Source organism: Streptosporangium sp. DT93 (genome assembly GCF_049844535.1).
Taxonomy (GTDB): Bacteria; Actinomycetota; Actinomycetes; order Streptosporangiales; family Streptosporangiaceae; genus Streptosporangium.
This window is the reverse complement of the sequence record NZ_JBNCLF010000016.1, coordinates 128,145-144,541: the sequence shown is the minus strand read 5'-3', so window position 1 is coordinate 144,541 and position 16,397 is coordinate 128,145. Positions and strand designations below refer to the sequence as shown.

Here is a 16,397-nt window from a genome sequence, read left to right as displayed (position 1 = left end):
CCCGTGCCGTCCGCCTCCCGGCGCAGCGTCCGCGACTGGTTCGTGGACATCGGCCTGTTCCTGGCGGCGGCGGGGCTCGGGCTGCTGACGCTCTCCGACCGCCTGGCCGCGCCTCCCCTGGACGTACCGCTGTGGGCCTTCCACCTCGACCAGCTGGTCGCCGCGCTGAGCTGCGTCGCGCTCTGGACGCGCCGGCGGTGGCCGGTCGGGCTGACCCTGGTGCTCATCGTCCTGTCGGCCTTCTTCGAGCTGGCCGCGGGCGCGCTGCTGGTGGCCATGTTCACGGTGGCGGTGCACCGGCCGCCCCGGACCACGGCGGCCGTCTTCGCGGCGAGCCTGGTCTCCGGCGTGATCTTCGTCATGCTCAGGAGTGTGCCCGGCACCCCGGGCGTGGTGCTGCTGATGCTGGGTGTCGTGGCTCAGAGCGCCGTCACCGGCTGGGGCCTGTTCGTGCAGCACCGGCGCCGGTTGCTCGTCTCCCTGAAGGAGAGCGCGGCCAGGGCCGAGGCCGAGGCGCAGCAGCTCGCCCGCGAGACGATCGCCAGGGAGATCCACGACGTGCTCGGGCACCGGCTCTCCCTGCTGAGCGTGCACGCGGGCGCCCTGGAGTTCCATCCCGACGCCCCGGCCGAGGACATCGCCCGCGCCGCCGGGGTGATCAGGCAGAGCGCCCATCAGGCGCTTCAGGACCTGCGGGAGGTCATCGGCGTCCTGCGGGCCCCGGCCGGTGAGCTGCTGCAACCCTCCCTGTCCGACATCGAGGGGCTCGTCGCCGAGTCCCGGCAGGCCGGGATGCGGGTGACCCTGAGCCAGGAGGTCCGCGAGGCCGTCCCCGCGCGGGCGGGCGGGACGGCGTACCGGGTCGTCCAGGAGGCCCTGACCAACGCCCGCAAGCACGCCCCCGGGGCCGAGGTGTCGGTGCGCACCGCCGGGACGCCCGGCGGGTGGCTCACGGTCGAGGTACGCGACCGCCCCGCCGGGGTGACGACGGCCCCGTCCGGCGAGGTCCCCGGACGCGGGCTGGCCGGGCTGGCCGAGCGCGTCGGCCTGCTCGGGGGGCGGCTGGAGCACGGTCCCACCTCCGAGGGTGGCTGGAGCCTGTCGGCCTGGCTACCCTGGCCGGCATGACCTCCCCACCGCCACCGCAGGTCACCGTGCTCATCGCCGACGACGATCCCCTGGTCAGGGCCGGGCTGGCGATGATGCTGGGCGGTGCCCCCGACCTGCGGATCGTCGCGCAGGCGGGCGACGGCAGGGAGGCGATCGCCCTCGCGGGGCTGCACGGCCCCGACGTCGTCCTGATGGACATCCGGATGCCCGTGATGGACGGGCTGGCCGCGACCCAGGCGCTCCGGGCCCGTCCCGGCGGCCCGGAGGTCATCGTGATGACCACCTTCGACGCCGACGACCACGTCGTGCGCGCGCTGCGCGCCGGCGCCGCAGGCTACCTGCTCAAGGACACCCCTCCCGCCGAGATCGTGGCCGCGGTACGCCAGGTGGCCCTGGGCAACCCGGTGCTCTCCCCCTCGGTGACGCGGCGCCTCATCGCCCGGGTCGCCGGGGCCGACGGCGACGAGCGCCGCACCCGTGCCAGGGAACGGCTGGCCCGGCTGGCGGACCGGGAGCGCGAGGTGGCGTTCGCGGTCGGCCGGGGCATGTCCAACGCGGAGATCGGCGCCCTGCTGCACCTCACCCTGGCCACGGTGAAGACGCACGTGTCCAGCGTCCTGACCAAGCTCGACCTCAACAACCGCGTCCAGATCGCGCTGCTCGTCCACGACGCGAGCCCGCCCGACACCCCGTGATCAGCCGGTCCGCCGCCTGCTCTTCCACCAGGAGGGGTTGTCGACGTACCAGCGGACGGTCTCGGCCAGCCCGTCCTCGAAGGCGATCCGCGGCCGGTAGCCGAGGGCGCGCAGCCGGGAGTCGTCGAGCGAGTAGCGGCGGTCGTGCCCCTTGCGGTCGGCGACCCGCTCGACCATGTCCCAGCCGGCGCCCAGCATGTCCAGCAGCATGCGGGTGAGCTCCAGGTTGGTCAGCTCGGCGGTGCCGGCGATGTGGTAGATCTCGCCGGGCTCACCGCGTTCGGCGACCAGGCGGATGCCGCGGCAGTGGTCGTCGGCGTGGATCCAGTCGCGGACGTTGCCGCCGTCGCCGTAGAGCGGGACCCTGCGTCCCTGGAGCAGGTTGGTGACGAAGAGCGGGATGAGCTTCTCGGGGAACTGGTACGGCCCGTAGTTGTTGCCGCACCGGGTGATCGACACCGGCAGCCCGTGCGTGACCGCGTAGGCGCGGGCGATCAGGTCCCCGCCCGCCTTCGCCGCCGCGTACGGCGACCGGGGGCGGAGCGGGGCCCCCTCGTCCCAGGAGCCGGTCTCGACGGACCCGTACACCTCGTCGGTGGACACCTGCACGATCCTGGGCGTGCCCGCCTCCAGGCAGGCCTGCATGAGCGTCTGGGTGCCCAGCACGTTGGTACGGACGAACTCCGCCGCCCCCTCGATCGACCGGTCGACGTGCGACTCGGCCGCGAAGTTGACCACGACGTCGTGGCCGGGGACGATCCGGCCGAGCAGGCCGGCGTCGCAGACGTCCCCGTGCACGAAGTCGTGCGGGACACCCTCCAGGTTGGCCCGGTCGCCGGCGTAGGTGAGCCGGTCGAGCACCGTGACCCGGGCCTGCCCGAGGGTGCGGACGAAGTGTGAGCCGATGAACCCGGCGCCGCCGGTGACGAGGACTCTCATGGGCGGGCTGCGCCTTTCGCTGGGAACCGGCCACGACCGGGGACCGGACCTGGCACGCGCCGTCCCGCCACCCGGCCGCCCGCCACCGGCCGGTACGGGACGCGGTGAGGTCCCCGCCGTGGCGGCCGGGAGCGGCTGGACGGTCGCGGATCACGCCGACGCGACGTCCTCCTCCTACCCGCGCCGGGGCAAGCGCCGTACCGGGAGCGCCAGGGCACCGTAAAACTTGCGCCACCCGCCCGGCCGGGGTTCCCGGACGCCCTCGACCCGGCCGTACGAAGGCCGGCGACACGGCGGTACGGAACGCGGCGACACGGCCGTGCGGAGGCCGGCGTCACGATCGTACGAAGGTCGGCGACACGGCCGCGCCGGGGTCAGCGGCGTCCGACGAGGCCGAGGATGTCGGGTTCGGTGAGGTCGATGACGACGTCCTCGCCGTCCCCGGGGGGGTCGGGACGCCACGCGTGCACCGGGACGATGCCCGGCTCCAGGATCTCCAGCCCCTCCATCAGCTCCGCGAGCCGTTCCGGACCGCGCGAGGTGAGTCCTCCGACGCTGGTCAGGCGGTAGGGCCGCTGGCCGGCCTCGCGCACCTCGGCGCTGACCTCACCCGCGAAGGCGTGCGTGACGATCACGTGGCTTCCCGGGACGAGCCGCTCGCGGATCGCGGTCAGGATGCGGTCGACCACGGCCTCTTCGGGGACGAAGTGCAACATCGCCGTCAGCAGCACGGCGACCGGGCGGGTGAAGTCGATGACACCCTCGACCTCCGGATGCGCCAGGAGCAGCTCGGGTTCCCGCATGTCGGCCTGGACGACCGAGGTGTAGGGGTTGTCCTCCAGGAGCGCGCGGCCGTGCGACAGGACGATGGGGTCGATGTCGACGTAGACGACCCGGGCCTCCGGCGCGACGCGGTGGGCGACCTCGTGCACGTTCTCCCGTGTCGGCAGTCCCGACCCGATGTCGAGGAACTGGTCGACGCCCTCGCGTGCTACCAGTTCGACGGCGCGTGAGAGGAATGCCCGATTCTCTCGAACCATCTCCCGAATACCGGGCAATACCTGGATAAACTGGTCCGCGGCATCCCGATCGGCGGCGAAGTTGTCCTTCCCCCCGAGGTAGTAGTCGTACATCCGGGCGACACTCGGAGTGCTCGGATCGATGCCCTCCGAGACGGCTTCATGATTCGTCATATCCCTCCTCGTCCCAAGGAATGATAGGGAATATCGGTCCTCCTGTGGATCTCTATTGAGAAGTCATCATTTTTCACACTTGTTAGGCAACCCTATTTCCCGGTGCCCCCTTTCCCGTGATCCACCTTTTCGCCCCGACGATCCGAACAGGTCTGATCAGGCCCGATCCGGTCCCGGCCGGGTCCGGCCGTCTCCGGTAGACGCCTGCCCGCACTGTGGCAAAGTGTCATGATGCGTTTTCATGCCGACCTGCACATCCACTCCAGGTACGCCCGGGCCTGCAGCAAGGACAGCGACCTGGAACATCTGACCTGGTGGGCGCAGCGCAAGGGCATCGCGCTGATGGGCACCGGCGACCTCACCCATCCGGTGTGGTTCGAGCGGCTGCGCGAGAGCCTCGTCCCCGCCGAGCCGGGGCTCTTCCGGCTCCGCGACGACCTCGCCACGGGCCCCGCCGCCGACGTCGGCGGCGCGCTGCCGGCCGGCGTGGTCCCGGGCCGGGTGCGGTTCATGCTCTCCAGCGAGGTCTCCACGGTCTACCGGCGCGGCGAGCGCACCCGGAAGATCCACCACCTGGTCTACATGCCGGGCTTCGACGAGGCCGCGGCGTTCAACCGCGAGCTCGAAAAGGTGGGCGACCTGGCCGCGGACGGCCGTCCCGTCCTCGCCATGGACTCCCGCGACCTGCTGGAACTCACCCTGGGCAGCGGTGACGGCGCCTATCTGGTCCCCGCCCACGTGTGGACGCCGTGGTTCGGCGTGTTCGGGTCCAAGGCGGGGTTCGACACGGTCGAGGAGTGCTACGGCGACCTGTCGGAGGAGATCTTCGCCCTGGAGACCGGCCTGTCCAGCGATCCGGCGATGAACCGGCGGGTCTCCGCCCTGGACCGCTACCGCCTGGTCAGCCACTCCGACGCGCACTCGCCGCCCATGCTCGGCCGCGAGACCACGGTCTTCGACACCGACCTGGACTACTTCGCCGTGCTGCGGGCCCTGCGGACCGGGGAGGGGTACGCGGGCACGACCGAGTTCTTTCCCGAGGAGGGCAAGTACCACCTCGACGGGCACCGCGCCTGCGGGGTCCGCCTCGACCCCGCCGGGACGCGCGAGCTCGGCGGGAGATGCCCGGTGTGCGGCAGGCTGCTCACGGTGGGGGTACTGAGCCGGGTCGAGGATCTCGCCGACCGGCCCGAGGGGTTCCGCCCGGACGACGCCGAGGACTTCCGCAGCCTGGTGCCGCTGCCGGAGATCGCGGGAGAGGTCCTCGGGGTCGGCCCGAAGAGCAAGAAGGTCGTCAAGCTGGTCGACGACCTCACCGTGGCGCTGGGCCCCGAGCTGTCCATCCTGCAGGACGTGCCCGTCGGCGACATCGCCGTCCACTCGCAGCCGCTCGCCGAGGCCGTCGACCGGCTGCGCCGCGGCGAGGTGATCCGCGAGCCGGGGTACGACGGCACGTTCGGCACGATCCACCTCTTCGCCCCGGACGAGCCGGAACGGACGGCCACCGCCCCGACGCTGTTCTAGTCTCCGGACATTCGCCGCGCCGATTCATCGGGGGAATTCACGCGTGGATGAACGCCGAATTCGTGCCCTTGATTTCGGTCGTAGCGTTTCCGTCATGGGACGTCACGTTAATCCCGATGAGTGGCACTTGATGCCAGTATCGGTGCCGATGACGTCACCGAGGAGATTGGCGAGGAATGCCGTTCTTCACGGGTCGCACGGATCCCGCCCCGCGCCGTTCCGGGCGGGGCGGGGCGGTCAGCGATTCTTCCTGATCCGCTGCTCGTTGCTCTTGCTGCTCTGGTATGCCTCGTAACCCGGCCTCCACGTCCAGGTCTCGGTGAGGTCGCCGTTCTTGACGGTCAGCGTTCCCGAGGGCGGGTAGCCCTCCTCGGCGGCGGGCCTCGGCGGCATGGGGTCGGCGCAGGCGACCGGGACGGCGAGCGTCACCGCCCCGGCGGTGAGGGTCACGGCAGTGATGAATCGGGCAACGGACATGTGTCCCCCCATGGTGTGCGAATAGTACGGCGGGGGTATAACCGGGCGCCGGTCACAACGAACCACACCGACGATCAAGACTCTGGCCGAGCACCGTTCGGCTCCTGCCGCACGCCGTGACCGGAACGGTCAGCCGTTCGTCGCCTCCCGGTCCCCGACGGCGCGCAGGACGGCGTCGGGGACGACGAGGTCCGCGCGCGAGCGGGTGGCCGCGACGAGGTCGGCGTTGCGCTGGTCGCTCCCGAGCGTCCAGGCCAGGGCCGCGCCGGCGTCCTTGCCGAAACGTTCGTGGCGGGAGACGAGGCGGCGTACCCGCTCGTCGGGGGCGAGGTCGCAGTACCAGGTCTCGTCCAGCAGGGGACGCACCCGCGCCCAGTCACCCCGGTCGAGCAGCAGGTAGTTCCCCTCGGTGACGACGAGCCGGGCGGCCCGCGCGACCGGGATGCTCCCCGCGACCGGCTGCTCCAGGTCGCGTTCGAACGCGGGCGCGTAGACCACCTCGTCCTCGTCGTCGCGCAGGCGGCGGAGCAGGGCCGCGTAACCGGCCGCGTCGAACGTGTCCGGGGCCCCCTTGCGGTCGCGCCGTCCCAGTCTGTCGAGCTCGGCGTCGGCGAGGTGGAAACCGTCCATGGGCACGTACGCCACCCACGCGCGGGCCGTCAGCCCCTCGGGAGGCACGGGACGCAGCAGGGCGACCAGGTGCTCGGCGAGGGTGCTCTTCCCTGCCCCGGGACCGCCGGTGATGCCCAGCAGCGCGCGCTGCCCGTCGCGTACGAGGGAGCGGGCCCGGGCGACCAGGTCGTCGAGGGAGGTCATCCCCGAACGCTAGCCGAGCCGGACCCCCGCCGCCCGCCGACCGCTACCCGGAGGTGAGCTTCACCTCCGGCACCCTGGCGCCACAACTGGACCGTGCGCACCGGCAGCGGCGGTCCCGGCGTGCCCGGGGCGAGCTGGCCCAGGCAGAACGTCTCCTTCCCCGCCCTCTCCGGCGCCAACAGGGCGCTGCGGCTCAAGGCCGGGAGCGGCGGCACAGCGGCGGGCACCCGGCAGTCGGAGGTGCTGCACCGGCGCAAGTTCCTGGAGGGCACCTACGCGGCCCGGGTGAAGTTCTCCGACGCGCCGGTCAGCGGCCCCGACGGCGACCGCTCGGCCTCGACCACCTGGATCGACACCGTTCCCACCCCCTGAGTCCCGCACCGCACGCACGGCCCGCGCCATCCCGGCGCGGGCCGTGCCCGTCTCACACCTCCCGGCGGGGATGCGGTCCCTGGGCCGGAGGAGAGGCGCGCAGGGCGGCCAGGGCGAACGCGGTGGCCTCCCGGCCGGCACGCATCATCTCCTCGGCGGACGCGCCGTGGCTCATCTGCACGAACGCGGCGAGCTTGGCGCCGCCGATCACCGCCCCGACGGCGGCCGACGCCTCGGTCAGGCTCAGCTCGCCGGGGCAGGCCCGGTGCAGGGCCTCGGCGATCTCCCGCTGGACGTCGAAGAGGAGCAGCAGGCCCCGCGCCCGGAGCGAGGGGACGGTCATCGTGAGCTGGTTGATCGGGGCGATCTCCCGGCTGATCCGTTCGTCCATGTCGATCGCGGCGAAGCCGGTGGCGATGACGCGGCCCAGCAGGTCGGCGGCCCGTTCCCCGGGCGCGGCCTCGGCGAGCACCGTCAGGGCGCGGTCGGCGCCCTCACGAGCGTTGTGGAAGATCACGTCTTCCTTGCTCGCGAAGTAGCTGAAGAAGGTGCGGGTGGAGACGTCGGCGGCGGCGGCGATCTCCGAGACGGTCGTCTGCTCGTAGCCCTTGCTCAGGAAGAGCTCCAGCGCCGCCTCGATGAGGGCGTGCCGGGTGCGCAGCTTCTTGCGCTCGCGCAGGCCCGACCCTTCACCCATACGGAACAGCCTAATCCATAAGATAAAACTCTGCACGTGTTGTAATTTTGCATCCGATGTAGTTTTCTGGAGGGGACGGAGCCCATCACGAGAGGAACGCGGATGACCCAGACCCCATCCGAGGCGATCACCTTTCCCACCGGACGTCCCGGCCCCTTCGACCCGCCCGAGCGGCTGGCCGCGCTGCGCGCGGAGCGGCCCGTCGCCCCGCTGCTCTACCCCGACGGCCGGACCGGCTGGCTGGTGACCGGCCACTCCGCCGTACGGGCGATCCTGTCCGATCCCCGGTTCAGCTCCCGCCGCGAGCTGCTGAACGTCCCGGTGCCCCACCCGCTGCTGCAGGAGATGCGCCACCCGGCCGAGCCCGGCCTGTTCATCCGGATGGACCCGCCCGACCACACCCGCTACCGCAGGCAGCTCACCGCGCAGTTCACGGTGCGGCGCATGAAGGCCCTGGAGCCCAGGATCGCCGAGATCACCCGGGAACACCTGGACGCCATGGAGAAGGCCGGGCCGCCCCTGGACCTGGTACGCGCGTTCGCGCTGCCCATCCCCTCGCTGGTGATCTGCGAGCTGCTCGGCGTCCCCTACGCCGACCGCGACGAGTTCCAGCGGGCCACCGCGGCGCTGCTGAGCCTGGAGTCCTCCCTGGAGGAGATCCGCGCGGCGATCGGCGGCATCGCCGCCTTCTTCGCCCGGCTCATCGCCCTCAAGCGCGCCGACCCCGCCGACGACCTGCTCAGCGGACTGATCGAGAACGGCGAGCTGACCGACGAGGAGCTGGGCAACGTGGGGCTCCTGCTGCTCGTCGCGGGACACGAGACCACGGCCAACATGCTCGGGATCGGCACGTTCGCCCTGCTGGAGCACCCCGACCAGCTCGCCGCGCTGCGCGCCGACCCCTCACTGATCGACAACGCGGTCGAGGAGCTGCTCCGCCACCTCGGCATCATCCACATCGGCCCGATGCGCGCCGCCCTGGAGGACGTCGAGGTGGAGGGGGAGCTCATCAGGGCGGGCGAGGTGGTGACGATCTCGGTCCCGGCCGCCAACCGCGACCCCGCCCGCTTCCCCGACCCCGACCGCCTGGACGTCACCCGCCCCGCGAGCGGCCACCTGACGTTCGGGCACGGGCTGCACCAGTGCCTGGGACAGCAGCTCGCCCGGGTGGAGATGCGCATCGCCTTCCCGATGCTGTTCGACCGCTTCCCCGGCCTCCGTCTCGCCGTACCGGCCGAGGAGGTGGCCATGCGCGACACCATGACCATCTACGGCGTCCGGGCGCTGCCGGTCGAATGGTAGGACGCGCCATGAAGGTCACCGCGGACGCGGCGTCGTGCGCCGGGGCGGGCATGTGCGCGCTCACCGCGCCCGAGGTCTTCGACCAGGACGAGGAGAGCGGCACCGTCGTCCTCCTGGACGACACGCCCCCGCCCGAGCTGCACGCCGCCGTCCGCCGAGCCCGCCACCTGTGCCCCGCGGGCGCCGTCTCGGTGGGCGACGGCCATGACGACCCCGCACATCCGGACTTCGAGGTCGCCGGCGCTGGGAGCCTGGAGGATCATCGGGGCGGGAAACGGCCAGGACGCGATCGCGAAGAACAGACGTGAGTACGCGCCGTAGATGACGGTCCAGTCCTTCCATTCCCGATCCAGCCGCTCCGCCTCGGCGCGGGCCCGGTGGTCCCACGTACGGCGGGGCACGGGGGCGGGGTCCATACGGTCGCGACCGTCGCGGTGCCGCCCTCCGGCCGGCGCGGGCCCGCGCCGGATCACGAGGCCACCCGCCCGGTCACCCGCCGGGCGACCTCCTCCTGCCGCTCGACCTCGGCCCGCAGCGCGTCGAGGGTGTCGGCGTCGACCGTACGCGCCGCCCCGGCATCGAACTCGGCATCGGTGAACGGGACGGCGCGGGACGCCCACAGCCGCCCCTTGTCGCTGAGAATGACCCGCCAGCCGGAAATCACCGGCTCCGGTGTCGTTGATCTACCCTGGAGATCCTCCGCAACGAGGGCCTGATCGAATCACGGCAGGGCTCCGGCACGTACGTCCGGGAGCAGCCGCCCGTACGGCGCATCTCCATGGATCGCTACCTTGCCGACGCCGGTCCGCAGGACAGACCGCAGACGAGCTTCACCCATGATGCCGGGATCACCTGGTCGCAGTATCGGCTCGACAAGGCCTACCGGATGCTCCAAGCCGACGAGCGCCTTGCCGGCCTGTTCGGAGTCCCGGCCGGAACCCGCATCCTCGAACGCCGGTTCGTCTTCTACGCCTCGGGCAACCCGAGTCAGACGGCGCGCTCCTGCCTGCTGGCCAGCGACGTCGAGGGCACGCCGATCGCCGACCCGAACAACGAGCCGTGGCCGGGCGGCAACATCGGCCAACTGCGGACGCTCGGCATCGAAGTCGACGAAGTCACCGAGGAAACCGCGACGCGCATGCCGACGCCGGAAGAGGCCGACCTGCTCGGGATCGCGGCCGGGGTGCCGGTGTTCGCGATCACTCGGCTGATGTACGCGAAGAAGCGCGTGGTCGAGGTCGCGGATCCGATCGTCATCCCCGGCGACCGGGCCGTGCGGGTGGATCGCATCGTGCTGTGAGAGGCGACCCGCTCAGCCCGGGAAGTCCTCACCGTGCCGATGAGGGACGGTCTGCTGCCTCACGACTCGCGCCTTTTCGCTGTCGCCCCCCCACCGGGCTGCCAGTGTCTGAGTATGAGCGGAGACAAGAAGGTCCGAATCACGATCACCGTGGACCCTGACGTTGTCGCCTACGCCGAGCGCCTGGTCACCGGCGGCAAGGCGACCAGCGTGGACGCCGTCTTCAACGACGCCGTAGCCGCCAGGCGCATGGCCGACCAGCGAGCGCTGGCCTTGCTGCGGGAACGCGCCCGCAGAGCCGACCCGGACCGGGTGGCCCGCATCATGCGGCACGTGAACCGCCAGCTCACCGAGCAGGGCTTCCCGGCGGCATACGGCGCAATCTCGTAACTCCTTTGCCCCGAATGTATGCGAGAAGCTGCCTGAGCGGCTCCGCCCTTGTCCACCTTCAACACCTCAGATGAACACGGTCAGCGTCAACAAGAGATCTCTGCCGTACGCGCGGCCACCTTACTTTTCGGGTCTGGCTCATTCCTGATGAGTCGGTGACAGGGCGTGAGTCTCGTCGGCCTGAAATTCTGCGGGCGCTCGCGGACACGTAGGGATTGAAACCCCCTGAGCGTTCGAAAGGGTTTGACGAGGATGACGCGTGGATGAGGCAGACGACCGGTCCCGGTTCGAGGCCGTGTACCGGCGAACGTACGAGCAGATCCTCGGTTACGCCACGCGGCGGTGCTCCTGTGCCGAGGACGCGGCGGACGTCGTGGCCGAGACCTTTGTGATCGCCTGGCGGCGGATGGACGAGCTCCCGCACGGCGAGGCCGCCAGGCTCTGGTTGTACGGCGTGGCCCGGCGGGTTCTGGCCAACCACCGTCGCGGCGAGCGACGCAGAGCCACCCGGCACGCCGAGCTCACGGCCGAGACCGAGCCTCTCTACCTCCCGGCCCCTCCCCGGCGCGGGCCTGACGAGGTGGGCCAGGCCCTGGATCTGCTCTCGGAAGACGATCGCGAGCTGCTGGCTCTGGCGGTCTGGGAAGAGCTCGACCCCGGACAGATCGCCGAGGTGCTGGGATGCTCGCGCAACGCCGCCCGTATCCGCCTGCACCGGGCCCGCAGACGCTTCGCCAAAGCCATGGAGAAGATCCGCCCATCGGTCCGTCCCAAGGCGCGGACGCTCATCGAGAAGGAGTCACGGTGAACAACGACCAGCTCTTCAGGAACCGGGCGAGGGTGCTGGACAAGGACCTGTCCGGCCGAGCCTCCACCTCAGGAGCGGACGCGCTGCTGGCGGAGATCGTCCTGCTGGAGCGGGCTCCGGCCCGGCGGCGTTTCGCGCCGTCTCCACGCCGGGCACTGCTCGGCGTGGCCTCGACCGCCGCCCTGGCGGGAGCCCTGGTCGTCGGCCCGTCCCTGTTCACGACGTCCGAGCAGGTGTACGCCAGTCAGGCCGTGACGATCGACCGCGAAGGCGACAGGTACGACTTCTACATCACCGACGGCGATCCCGACCCCGCCGAGCTGGAGAAGGCATTCCGCAAGGTCGGCCTGGACAACGTCACGGTGAAGCTGATCCCCGTCTCGCCGCAACAGCGGTCCCCCGTCGTGGGAGCCGACCTGGGCGAGGCCGGGCCCGGCGCCAAGGCGTCGTTCACCGTGTCCGACTGCGCCGAGCGCGTCGAAGGATGCGTGACGGCTTTCCGCGTCACCGCCGACCTCAAGGGGCCGGTGCGGTTGCACCTGGGCCGCCCGGCGAAACCCGGCGAGAGGTACGCCTACCCCGCCGACGCGAGCTGGCCGGGTGAGGCGCTGGCCGGAGTAGAACTTCAGGGACGATCCGCAGGCGAGGCGGTCCGTGTCGTGCGCGAGCACGACCTGAAGGTGTCCTACGGGCTCGACTGGCCGTTGAGGAGCGGGGAGGAGGGTTTCCAGACGGAGGAAAACGTGCTCGCTTCCCGCATCGATCCCGGCTGGACGGTCGCGTCGGCTGAAACCTACAACGACGGTGTGATCATCTTGCACGTCACGCCTGGCCCGGACGCGACCCGGCCGCCCGGCTTCTGACCGATGCGGGATCGATGCGCACAAGCGGCCCCCGACGTCCCCGAGGAAAAGGCCTTCGGAGACCCCCGGGACCTCCCTCGGGGGTCAGAGCCAGTCGTGTTCGCGGGCGTAGCGGGCCGCCTCGTGGCGGGTTCTGGTCTGGGTCTTCTGCATCGCGTTCGAGAGGTAGTTGCGTACCGTGCCCTCCGCCAGGTGGAGGCGGGTGGCGATGTCGGCGGCCGAGTAGCCCTCGCCGGTCGCCCGCAGCACGTCGATCTCGCGGTCGGTGAGCGGGCAGTCGTCGACGACGGCGAGGGCGGAGACGTCCGGGTCGATCCATCGCCTGCCCCCGTGCAGGGTCGCGATGACGGAGACGATGTGCGCCGGCTCCGCGGACTTGCTGACGAAGCCCTGGACGCCGAGTTTCAGCGCCTTGCGCAGCACCCCGGGCCTGGCGTGGCGGGTCAGCATGAGGATCACCTGGTCCGGCCGTGTGCGGCGGATCTCGGCGACGGCCTCGAGCCCGTCCGTGCCGGGCATCTCCAGGTCGATGACGAGCACGTCGGGCCGGTGCAGCAGCGTGGCCTGGACGGCCGTCTCGCCGTCCTCCGCCTCGGCGAGAACGGTGATCTCACCCTCCAGGGGGAGCAGCGCCGCCAGCGCCTTGCGCAGGAGGGCCTCGTCGTCGGCCAGCACCACGGTGGTCATGTCGGTCGTCCTTCCACGCTGCGGGGAGCGGCGTCCGAATCGTCGTGCGGGAACGTCGCGGCCGTCAGGAAACGCCCGTCCTTCTGCTCCACGGTCAGCTCTCCCCCGCCGGCCGCCACGCGTTCCCGGAGGGTGGCGAGCCCACGGAGCGCGGGAAGGGGGGCCTCCGGCGCGCCGTCGTTGACGATGGCGATGCCGGAGGCCGACAGGTCGATGCGCACCTGCCCGGCCTGCGCGTGCCTCAGGATGTTGGTCGTCGTCTCCCGCAGGACCTGGCCGAGCAGCTCGCCCACACCGGCGTCGACCTCGCTCTCGCGGTCGACGCGCACGCCGATCCCCGCGGCCTCGAAGAGGTTCTTCGCGTTCTCCAGCTCCGCGGACAGGTTGAGCCGCCGCTGGGCGTAGGCGAGCTCCTTGGTCTGGGTGATGGTGTCGCTGACCAGGGCGTGCACCTCGCGGAGTTCCTGCTCCGCCCGCTCGGCGTCGCCGCGTACCAGCCTCTGGGCCAGCGCGATCTTCAGTTTCACCACGTGCAGGGTGTGGCCCTGGATGTCGTGCAGGTCGCTGGCGAACCGGACGCGTTCACGGATGACGGCCAGTTCCGCCTCGCGCTCCCGGGCCTCCTCCAGCTCCTCGACGAGGCCGTAGAAGCGCCTGTTGGGGAACATGAGGCCGACGAAGATCGCGGTGGCGCCCGCGGGGACGATGACGTACTCGATCAGGACGCCGGAGAGGTCTCCCCCGGTGACCAGCAGCCTCGACGCGCCCACCGCGGCGACGTAGGCGATCAGCCCCGCGGCCGCCGCGACCCGGTGGCGCGGGAGCTGCGGGATGGCGTAGGAGCCCACGATCGCGAGGCCGTAGAACGCCGCGCCGCCGTCGGCCAGCAGTACGGAGAAGGGCCACACGGCCGCGGTGACGACCAGGCAGGGGAGCGCGACACGCAGGACGTCGCCCGCCGCCCACCGGACGAAGGCCACCAGGCCCGCCACCACGCCCGCGCCGAGGACGAGGGCCTCCCCCCAGGTCCGGGCGTCCCTCACCACCAGCAGCGCCCCGACGGTGACGAGCAGCGGGAGGAACAGGGTGATGTTGAGCCTGCGTAGCCGTTCCCGCGCGGGCTCGGTGTCCTGGGACACCGCGTGTGTCGGGCTCACTGGGCCTCACCTGGTCGCGGGACGATCGGTTCGCGGAGGTCACCGGACGGGCCGGTCCGCGTGGCCGGGCCTGATCGGACCGCGGTCGTCCGCGTCGGTCGTGTCCACGGTACGCGGTGCTCTCGCGGGGACCGCCCCCTCCCGGTGGGAGCCGTCATCGGCGCGGTTCCCAGCGGAAGATCCGGGAGGCCAGCGCGACGGCGACGATCACCCAGCTCAGCGTGGGCGCCAGGAGGAGCAGGGACTCGGCGACCGGAACGCCGCCGTTCCAGGCGTTGACGGCCAGTTCGGTGGCCGAGCCCCCGGGAAGCAGCCGCTTGAGCAGGGTGAGCTCCTCGGTGCCGGTGATGCCCACCCAGGTGGCCACGGCGATGGCGCCGAGGCTGACGGGCAGCGTGGTCACCTGGGCGTGCTCGGGGGAGTTCGTCAGCCCCGCCGTGGCCAGCGCCAGGCCGATCATCATGATCAGCGTCGAGAGGACGGCCGCCGCCAGGAGGAGGACGTTGTCCGGCCGGCCCGCGACCACCGCCAGCACGGTCATGATCACGGTCACCTGGACCAGCGAGATGGCGGTGATCGGGAGGAGAAGCCCGGACAGGATGCCGGTGTCGCCCTCCGCGGTGGAACGCAGCCGCTTGAGGAAGAGGTTCTGCCTGCGGGAGGCCAGGGTCGTCACCGCGGTGGTGTAGAGCCCGAACGCCCCCACGGTGAACATCATGATCGCCGCGATGTACCCGAGGCTGCCCAGGGCCGCGAAGGCTTCGTGCCGGTGGATGAAGAACCCGCTGACCACCGCGGGCATGACGAGACCGGTGACCAGGACCAGCCGGTTCCGGAAGATCTGGATCAGCTCGCCGAGAGCGATCGAGAGCATGGCGAGGCGCCCTTTCACAGAGGGTCGGGAAAAGGTCAGGGGGTGCGGTCGTTGCCGATGGCGCGGAAGACGTCGTCGAGCCGGGTCGGTCCGGCCTGGAGGTCCCGCAACTCCACCGAGTGCTCCTGCGCCCAGCCCAGCAGGACGTGCAGGTCCTTCTGCAGGCCGAAGGTCTCGACGAGGAACGTTCCGTCGCCGTCGCGTACGGCCGGCAGCGGCAGCGGCGCCACCGGGGCGGGGCCCGGCAGGGAGAAGCGGACCGTGGAGGGCAGGGTCCGCGTCAGCTCGGAGACGGTCCCCTCCCGGTGGAGGGTGCCCTCGTGCATGAGACCGATGCGGTCGGCGTGCTGCTGCGCCTCCTCCAAGTAGTGCGTGGTGAGAACGACGGTGGAGCCGGCCTCGCGCAGCCTGTCCACGGTGGTCCACAGATCGTCCCGGGACTGGATGTCCAGGCCGGTGGTGGGCTCGTCCAGGAAGATCAGCTCAGGTGTCCCGTACACGGCGGTGGCGAAGTCCAGGCGTCGCTTCTCGCCACCGGAGAGCTGGGAGACCTTGGTGGCGGCCCTGCGGGTGAGGTTCACGACGCCGAGCACGCGCTCGACCGTGTCCGTGCGCCGGGTGAGCCCCCCGATCAGCCGGACCGACTCCCGCACCGTCAGGTCCGGGGAGAACCCGCTCTCCTGCAGCATGACGCCCATCCTGGGCCGCACGGTGCGCCGGTCCTGCGGGCTCTTCCCGAAGACCCGCACGGTGCCCGAGGTGGCCCTGCGGTGACCTTCGACGGTCTCCAGGGCCGAGGTCTTCCCCGCCCCGTTCGTGCCGAGCAGCGCGTAGAGCTCCCCTGGCCGCACCTGGAAGGACAGGTCCTTCACGGCAGGGAAGTCGCCGTATGTGAGATTCAGACGTTCAACGTCGATGACCGGTGTCGAGGACATGCCGTCGATCCCATCAGCCACCGCCCTCACCGAGCAGTGCGACCACGTCACGACCCGGACGTGACATTCCCGGCCTGAACGCATGACGTGGCGTCACGGCTACCGGAACATCGTTGCTCGTCGTCATCCGAAATCGTGGCCGGCGATTCACAGGTGTGCCCGAAAGCGGAAAGGACGTCGTCGATCGACGTCCGCCGGCCACTCCGGCGTCGCCTCCGCAGGGTGATCTTCGAGTCACGATACGTTGTCGATAATCGT

21 protein-coding genes are annotated in these 16,397 nt (G+C 71.2%); 11 read left to right on the top strand and 10 right to left on the bottom strand.

The window, feature by feature from the left end; all coding sequences use genetic code 11:
* The first annotated feature begins 3 nt into the window (after positions 1-3).
* Both ACLQ2R_RS29525 and ACLQ2R_RS29520 read left to right on the top strand, forming a co-directional pair.
* The gene (locus ACLQ2R_RS29525) at positions 4-1,128 is read left to right on the top strand and encodes a histidine kinase (RefSeq protein WP_425964125.1); all 1,125 of its coding nucleotides are present in this window, start codon (positions 4-6) and stop codon (positions 1,126-1,128) included.
* Positions 1,125-1,805: a response regulator gene (locus ACLQ2R_RS29520; protein WP_425964123.1), complete on the top strand. Its 681-nt coding sequence runs from the start codon at positions 1,125-1,127 to the stop codon at positions 1,803-1,805. The genes ACLQ2R_RS29525 and ACLQ2R_RS29520 overlap by 4 nt, the downstream gene beginning before the upstream one ends.
* Here the strand turns inward: ACLQ2R_RS29520 and rfbB are convergent, their stop codons facing one another.
* On the bottom strand, positions 1,806-2,744 hold the full coding sequence (gene rfbB / locus ACLQ2R_RS29515) for a dTDP-glucose 4,6-dehydratase (RefSeq protein ID WP_425964122.1): 939 nt from the start codon (positions 2,742-2,744) through the stop codon (positions 1,806-1,808). It abuts the gene before it with no gap.
* Here rfbB and ACLQ2R_RS29510 point away from each other — a divergent pair.
* On the top strand, positions 2,728-2,967 hold the full coding sequence (locus tag ACLQ2R_RS29510) for a hypothetical protein (RefSeq protein ID WP_425964120.1): 240 nt from the start codon (positions 2,728-2,730) through the stop codon (positions 2,965-2,967). The two genes, rfbB and ACLQ2R_RS29510, sit on opposite strands and share 17 nt — an antisense overlap.
* Before the next feature lie 151 nt (positions 2,968-3,118).
* Here ACLQ2R_RS29510 and ACLQ2R_RS29505 read toward each other — a convergent pair whose 3' ends face one another.
* Positions 3,119-3,937 carry an SAM-dependent methyltransferase gene (locus ACLQ2R_RS29505; RefSeq protein WP_425964118.1) on the bottom strand — a complete coding sequence of 273 codons (819 nt, stop codon included), beginning with the start codon at positions 3,935-3,937 and terminating at the stop codon, positions 3,119-3,121.
* A gap of 228 nt (positions 3,938-4,165) precedes the next feature.
* On the opposite strand from ACLQ2R_RS29505, the gene ACLQ2R_RS29500 reads away from it, so the two are divergent.
* The gene (locus ACLQ2R_RS29500; RefSeq protein WP_425964116.1) at positions 4,166-5,461 is read left to right on the top strand and encodes an endonuclease Q family protein; all 1,296 of its coding nucleotides are present in this window, start codon (positions 4,166-4,168) and stop codon (positions 5,459-5,461) included.
* A 237-nt stretch (positions 5,462-5,698) separates the two neighbouring features.
* On the opposite strand, the gene ACLQ2R_RS29495 is transcribed toward ACLQ2R_RS29500, so the two are convergent.
* Together ACLQ2R_RS29495 and ACLQ2R_RS29490 are read right to left on the bottom strand one after the other, a co-directional pair.
* A complete protein-coding gene (locus tag ACLQ2R_RS29495) occupies positions 5,699-5,938 on the bottom strand; it encodes a hypothetical protein (protein ID WP_425964114.1) in 240 nt (79 codons plus the stop codon).
* Between the two features lie 129 nt (positions 5,939-6,067).
* Entirely contained in the window at positions 6,068-6,754 is a 687-nt protein-coding gene (locus tag ACLQ2R_RS29490; protein ID WP_425964112.1) for a nucleoside/nucleotide kinase family protein, read from the bottom strand.
* A gap of 93 nt (positions 6,755-6,847) precedes the next feature.
* Between ACLQ2R_RS29490 and ACLQ2R_RS29485 the strand changes: the two genes are divergently transcribed.
* On the top strand, positions 6,848-7,126 hold the full coding sequence (locus ACLQ2R_RS29485) for a hypothetical protein (RefSeq protein WP_425964110.1): 279 nt from the start codon (positions 6,848-6,850) through the stop codon (positions 7,124-7,126).
* 52 nt (positions 7,127-7,178) lie between these two features.
* On the opposite strand, the gene ACLQ2R_RS29480 is transcribed toward ACLQ2R_RS29485, so the two are convergent.
* Positions 7,179-7,823 (bottom strand): TetR/AcrR family transcriptional regulator, encoded by a 645-nt coding sequence (locus ACLQ2R_RS29480; protein WP_425964108.1) that lies wholly within the window; start codon positions 7,821-7,823, stop codon positions 7,179-7,181.
* Between the two features lie 102 nt (positions 7,824-7,925).
* On the opposite strand from ACLQ2R_RS29480, the gene ACLQ2R_RS29475 reads away from it, so the two are divergent.
* Positions 7,926-9,125, top strand: a complete 1,200-nt coding sequence (locus ACLQ2R_RS29475) for a cytochrome P450 (RefSeq protein WP_425964106.1) — start codon at positions 7,926-7,928, stop codon at positions 9,123-9,125.
* A gap of 8 nt (positions 9,126-9,133) precedes the next feature.
* The gene (locus tag ACLQ2R_RS29470) at positions 9,134-9,433 is read left to right on the top strand and encodes a ferredoxin (RefSeq protein ID WP_425964104.1); all 300 of its coding nucleotides are present in this window, start codon (positions 9,134-9,136) and stop codon (positions 9,431-9,433) included.
* Positions 9,434-9,594: 161 nt separating this feature from the next.
* On the opposite strand, the gene ACLQ2R_RS29465 is transcribed toward ACLQ2R_RS29470, so the two are convergent.
* The gene (locus ACLQ2R_RS29465) at positions 9,595-9,789 is read right to left on the bottom strand and encodes a hypothetical protein (RefSeq protein WP_425964103.1); all 195 of its coding nucleotides are present in this window, start codon (positions 9,787-9,789) and stop codon (positions 9,595-9,597) included.
* Between the two features lie 114 nt (positions 9,790-9,903).
* Between ACLQ2R_RS29465 and ACLQ2R_RS29460 the strand changes: the two genes are divergently transcribed.
* The 4 genes from ACLQ2R_RS29460 (at position 9,904) to ACLQ2R_RS29445 (ending at position 12,486) form a co-directional block, all read left to right on the top strand.
* A complete protein-coding gene (locus ACLQ2R_RS29460) occupies positions 9,904-10,425 on the top strand; it encodes a UTRA domain-containing protein (protein WP_425964101.1) in 522 nt (173 codons plus the stop codon).
* A 114-nt stretch (positions 10,426-10,539) separates the two neighbouring features.
* Positions 10,540-10,815, top strand: coding sequence for a hypothetical protein (locus ACLQ2R_RS29455; RefSeq protein ID WP_425964099.1), 276 nt, complete (start codon positions 10,540-10,542; stop codon positions 10,813-10,815).
* A gap of 259 nt (positions 10,816-11,074) precedes the next feature.
* Positions 11,075-11,623 (top strand): RNA polymerase sigma factor, encoded by a 549-nt coding sequence (locus tag ACLQ2R_RS29450; RefSeq protein WP_425964097.1) that lies wholly within the window; start codon positions 11,075-11,077, stop codon positions 11,621-11,623.
* On the top strand, positions 11,620-12,486 hold the full coding sequence (locus ACLQ2R_RS29445; protein ID WP_425964095.1) for a hypothetical protein: 867 nt from the start codon (positions 11,620-11,622) through the stop codon (positions 12,484-12,486). The genes ACLQ2R_RS29450 and ACLQ2R_RS29445 overlap by 4 nt, the downstream gene beginning before the upstream one ends.
* An 84-nt stretch (positions 12,487-12,570) precedes the next feature.
* On the opposite strand, the gene ACLQ2R_RS29440 is transcribed toward ACLQ2R_RS29445, so the two are convergent.
* The 4 genes from ACLQ2R_RS29440 to ACLQ2R_RS29425 all read right to left on the bottom strand — a co-directional run bounded on the left by ACLQ2R_RS29440 (position 12,571) and on the right by ACLQ2R_RS29425 (position 16,139).
* The gene (locus ACLQ2R_RS29440; protein ID WP_425964093.1) at positions 12,571-13,173 is read right to left on the bottom strand and encodes a response regulator; all 603 of its coding nucleotides are present in this window, start codon (positions 13,171-13,173) and stop codon (positions 12,571-12,573) included.
* A complete protein-coding gene (locus tag ACLQ2R_RS29435) occupies positions 13,170-14,330 on the bottom strand; it encodes a sensor histidine kinase (protein WP_425964091.1) in 1,161 nt (386 codons plus the stop codon). Before ACLQ2R_RS29435 ends, ACLQ2R_RS29440 begins: the two co-directional genes overlap by 4 nt.
* A 154-nt stretch (positions 14,331-14,484) precedes the next feature.
* Positions 14,485-15,204 (bottom strand): ABC transporter permease, encoded by a 720-nt coding sequence (locus ACLQ2R_RS29430; protein WP_425964090.1) that lies wholly within the window; start codon positions 15,202-15,204, stop codon positions 14,485-14,487.
* Positions 15,205-15,239: 35 nt separating this feature from the next.
* Positions 15,240-16,139 carry an ABC transporter ATP-binding protein gene (locus ACLQ2R_RS29425; protein ID WP_425964278.1) on the bottom strand — a complete coding sequence of 300 codons (900 nt, stop codon included), beginning with the start codon at positions 16,137-16,139 and terminating at the stop codon, positions 15,240-15,242.
* Positions 16,140-16,397 lie beyond the last annotated feature (258 nt).

Bases quoted from the DNA above. Each gene is read 5' to 3' on its own strand.
- ACLQ2R_RS29495 (WP_425964114.1), bottom strand. From the start codon at position 5,938: ATGTCCGTTGCCCGATTCATCACTGCCGTGACCCTCACCGCCGGGGCG.
- ACLQ2R_RS29475 (WP_425964106.1), top strand. From the start codon at position 7,926: ATGACCCAGACCCCATCCGAGGCGATCACCTTTCCCACCGGACGTCCC.
- rfbB (WP_425964122.1), bottom strand. From the start codon at position 2,744: ATGAGAGTCCTCGTCACCGGCGGCGCCGGGTTCATCGGCTCACACTTC.
- ACLQ2R_RS29455 (WP_425964099.1), top strand. From the start codon at position 10,540: ATGAGCGGAGACAAGAAGGTCCGAATCACGATCACCGTGGACCCTGAC.
- ACLQ2R_RS29490 (WP_425964112.1), bottom strand. From the start codon at position 6,754: ATGACCTCCCTCGACGACCTGGTCGCCCGGGCCCGCTCCCTCGTACGC.
- ACLQ2R_RS29500 (WP_425964116.1), top strand. From the start codon at position 4,166: ATGATGCGTTTTCATGCCGACCTGCACATCCACTCCAGGTACGCCCGG.
- ACLQ2R_RS29440 (WP_425964093.1), bottom strand. From the start codon at position 13,173: ATGACCACCGTGGTGCTGGCCGACGACGAGGCCCTCCTGCGCAAGGCG.
- ACLQ2R_RS29425 (WP_425964278.1), bottom strand. From the start codon at position 16,139: ATGTCCTCGACACCGGTCATCGACGTTGAACGTCTGAATCTCACATAC.
- ACLQ2R_RS29520 (WP_425964123.1), top strand. From the start codon at position 1,125: ATGACCTCCCCACCGCCACCGCAGGTCACCGTGCTCATCGCCGACGAC.
- ACLQ2R_RS29480 (WP_425964108.1), bottom strand. From the start codon at position 7,823: ATGGGTGAAGGGTCGGGCCTGCGCGAGCGCAAGAAGCTGCGCACCCGG.
- ACLQ2R_RS29470 (WP_425964104.1), top strand. From the start codon at position 9,134: ATGAAGGTCACCGCGGACGCGGCGTCGTGCGCCGGGGCGGGCATGTGC.
- ACLQ2R_RS29430 (WP_425964090.1), bottom strand. From the start codon at position 15,204: ATGCTCTCGATCGCTCTCGGCGAGCTGATCCAGATCTTCCGGAACCGG.
- ACLQ2R_RS29460 (WP_425964101.1), top strand. From the start codon at position 9,904: ATGGATCGCTACCTTGCCGACGCCGGTCCGCAGGACAGACCGCAGACG.
- ACLQ2R_RS29505 (WP_425964118.1), bottom strand. From the start codon at position 3,937: ATGACGAATCATGAAGCCGTCTCGGAGGGCATCGATCCGAGCACTCCG.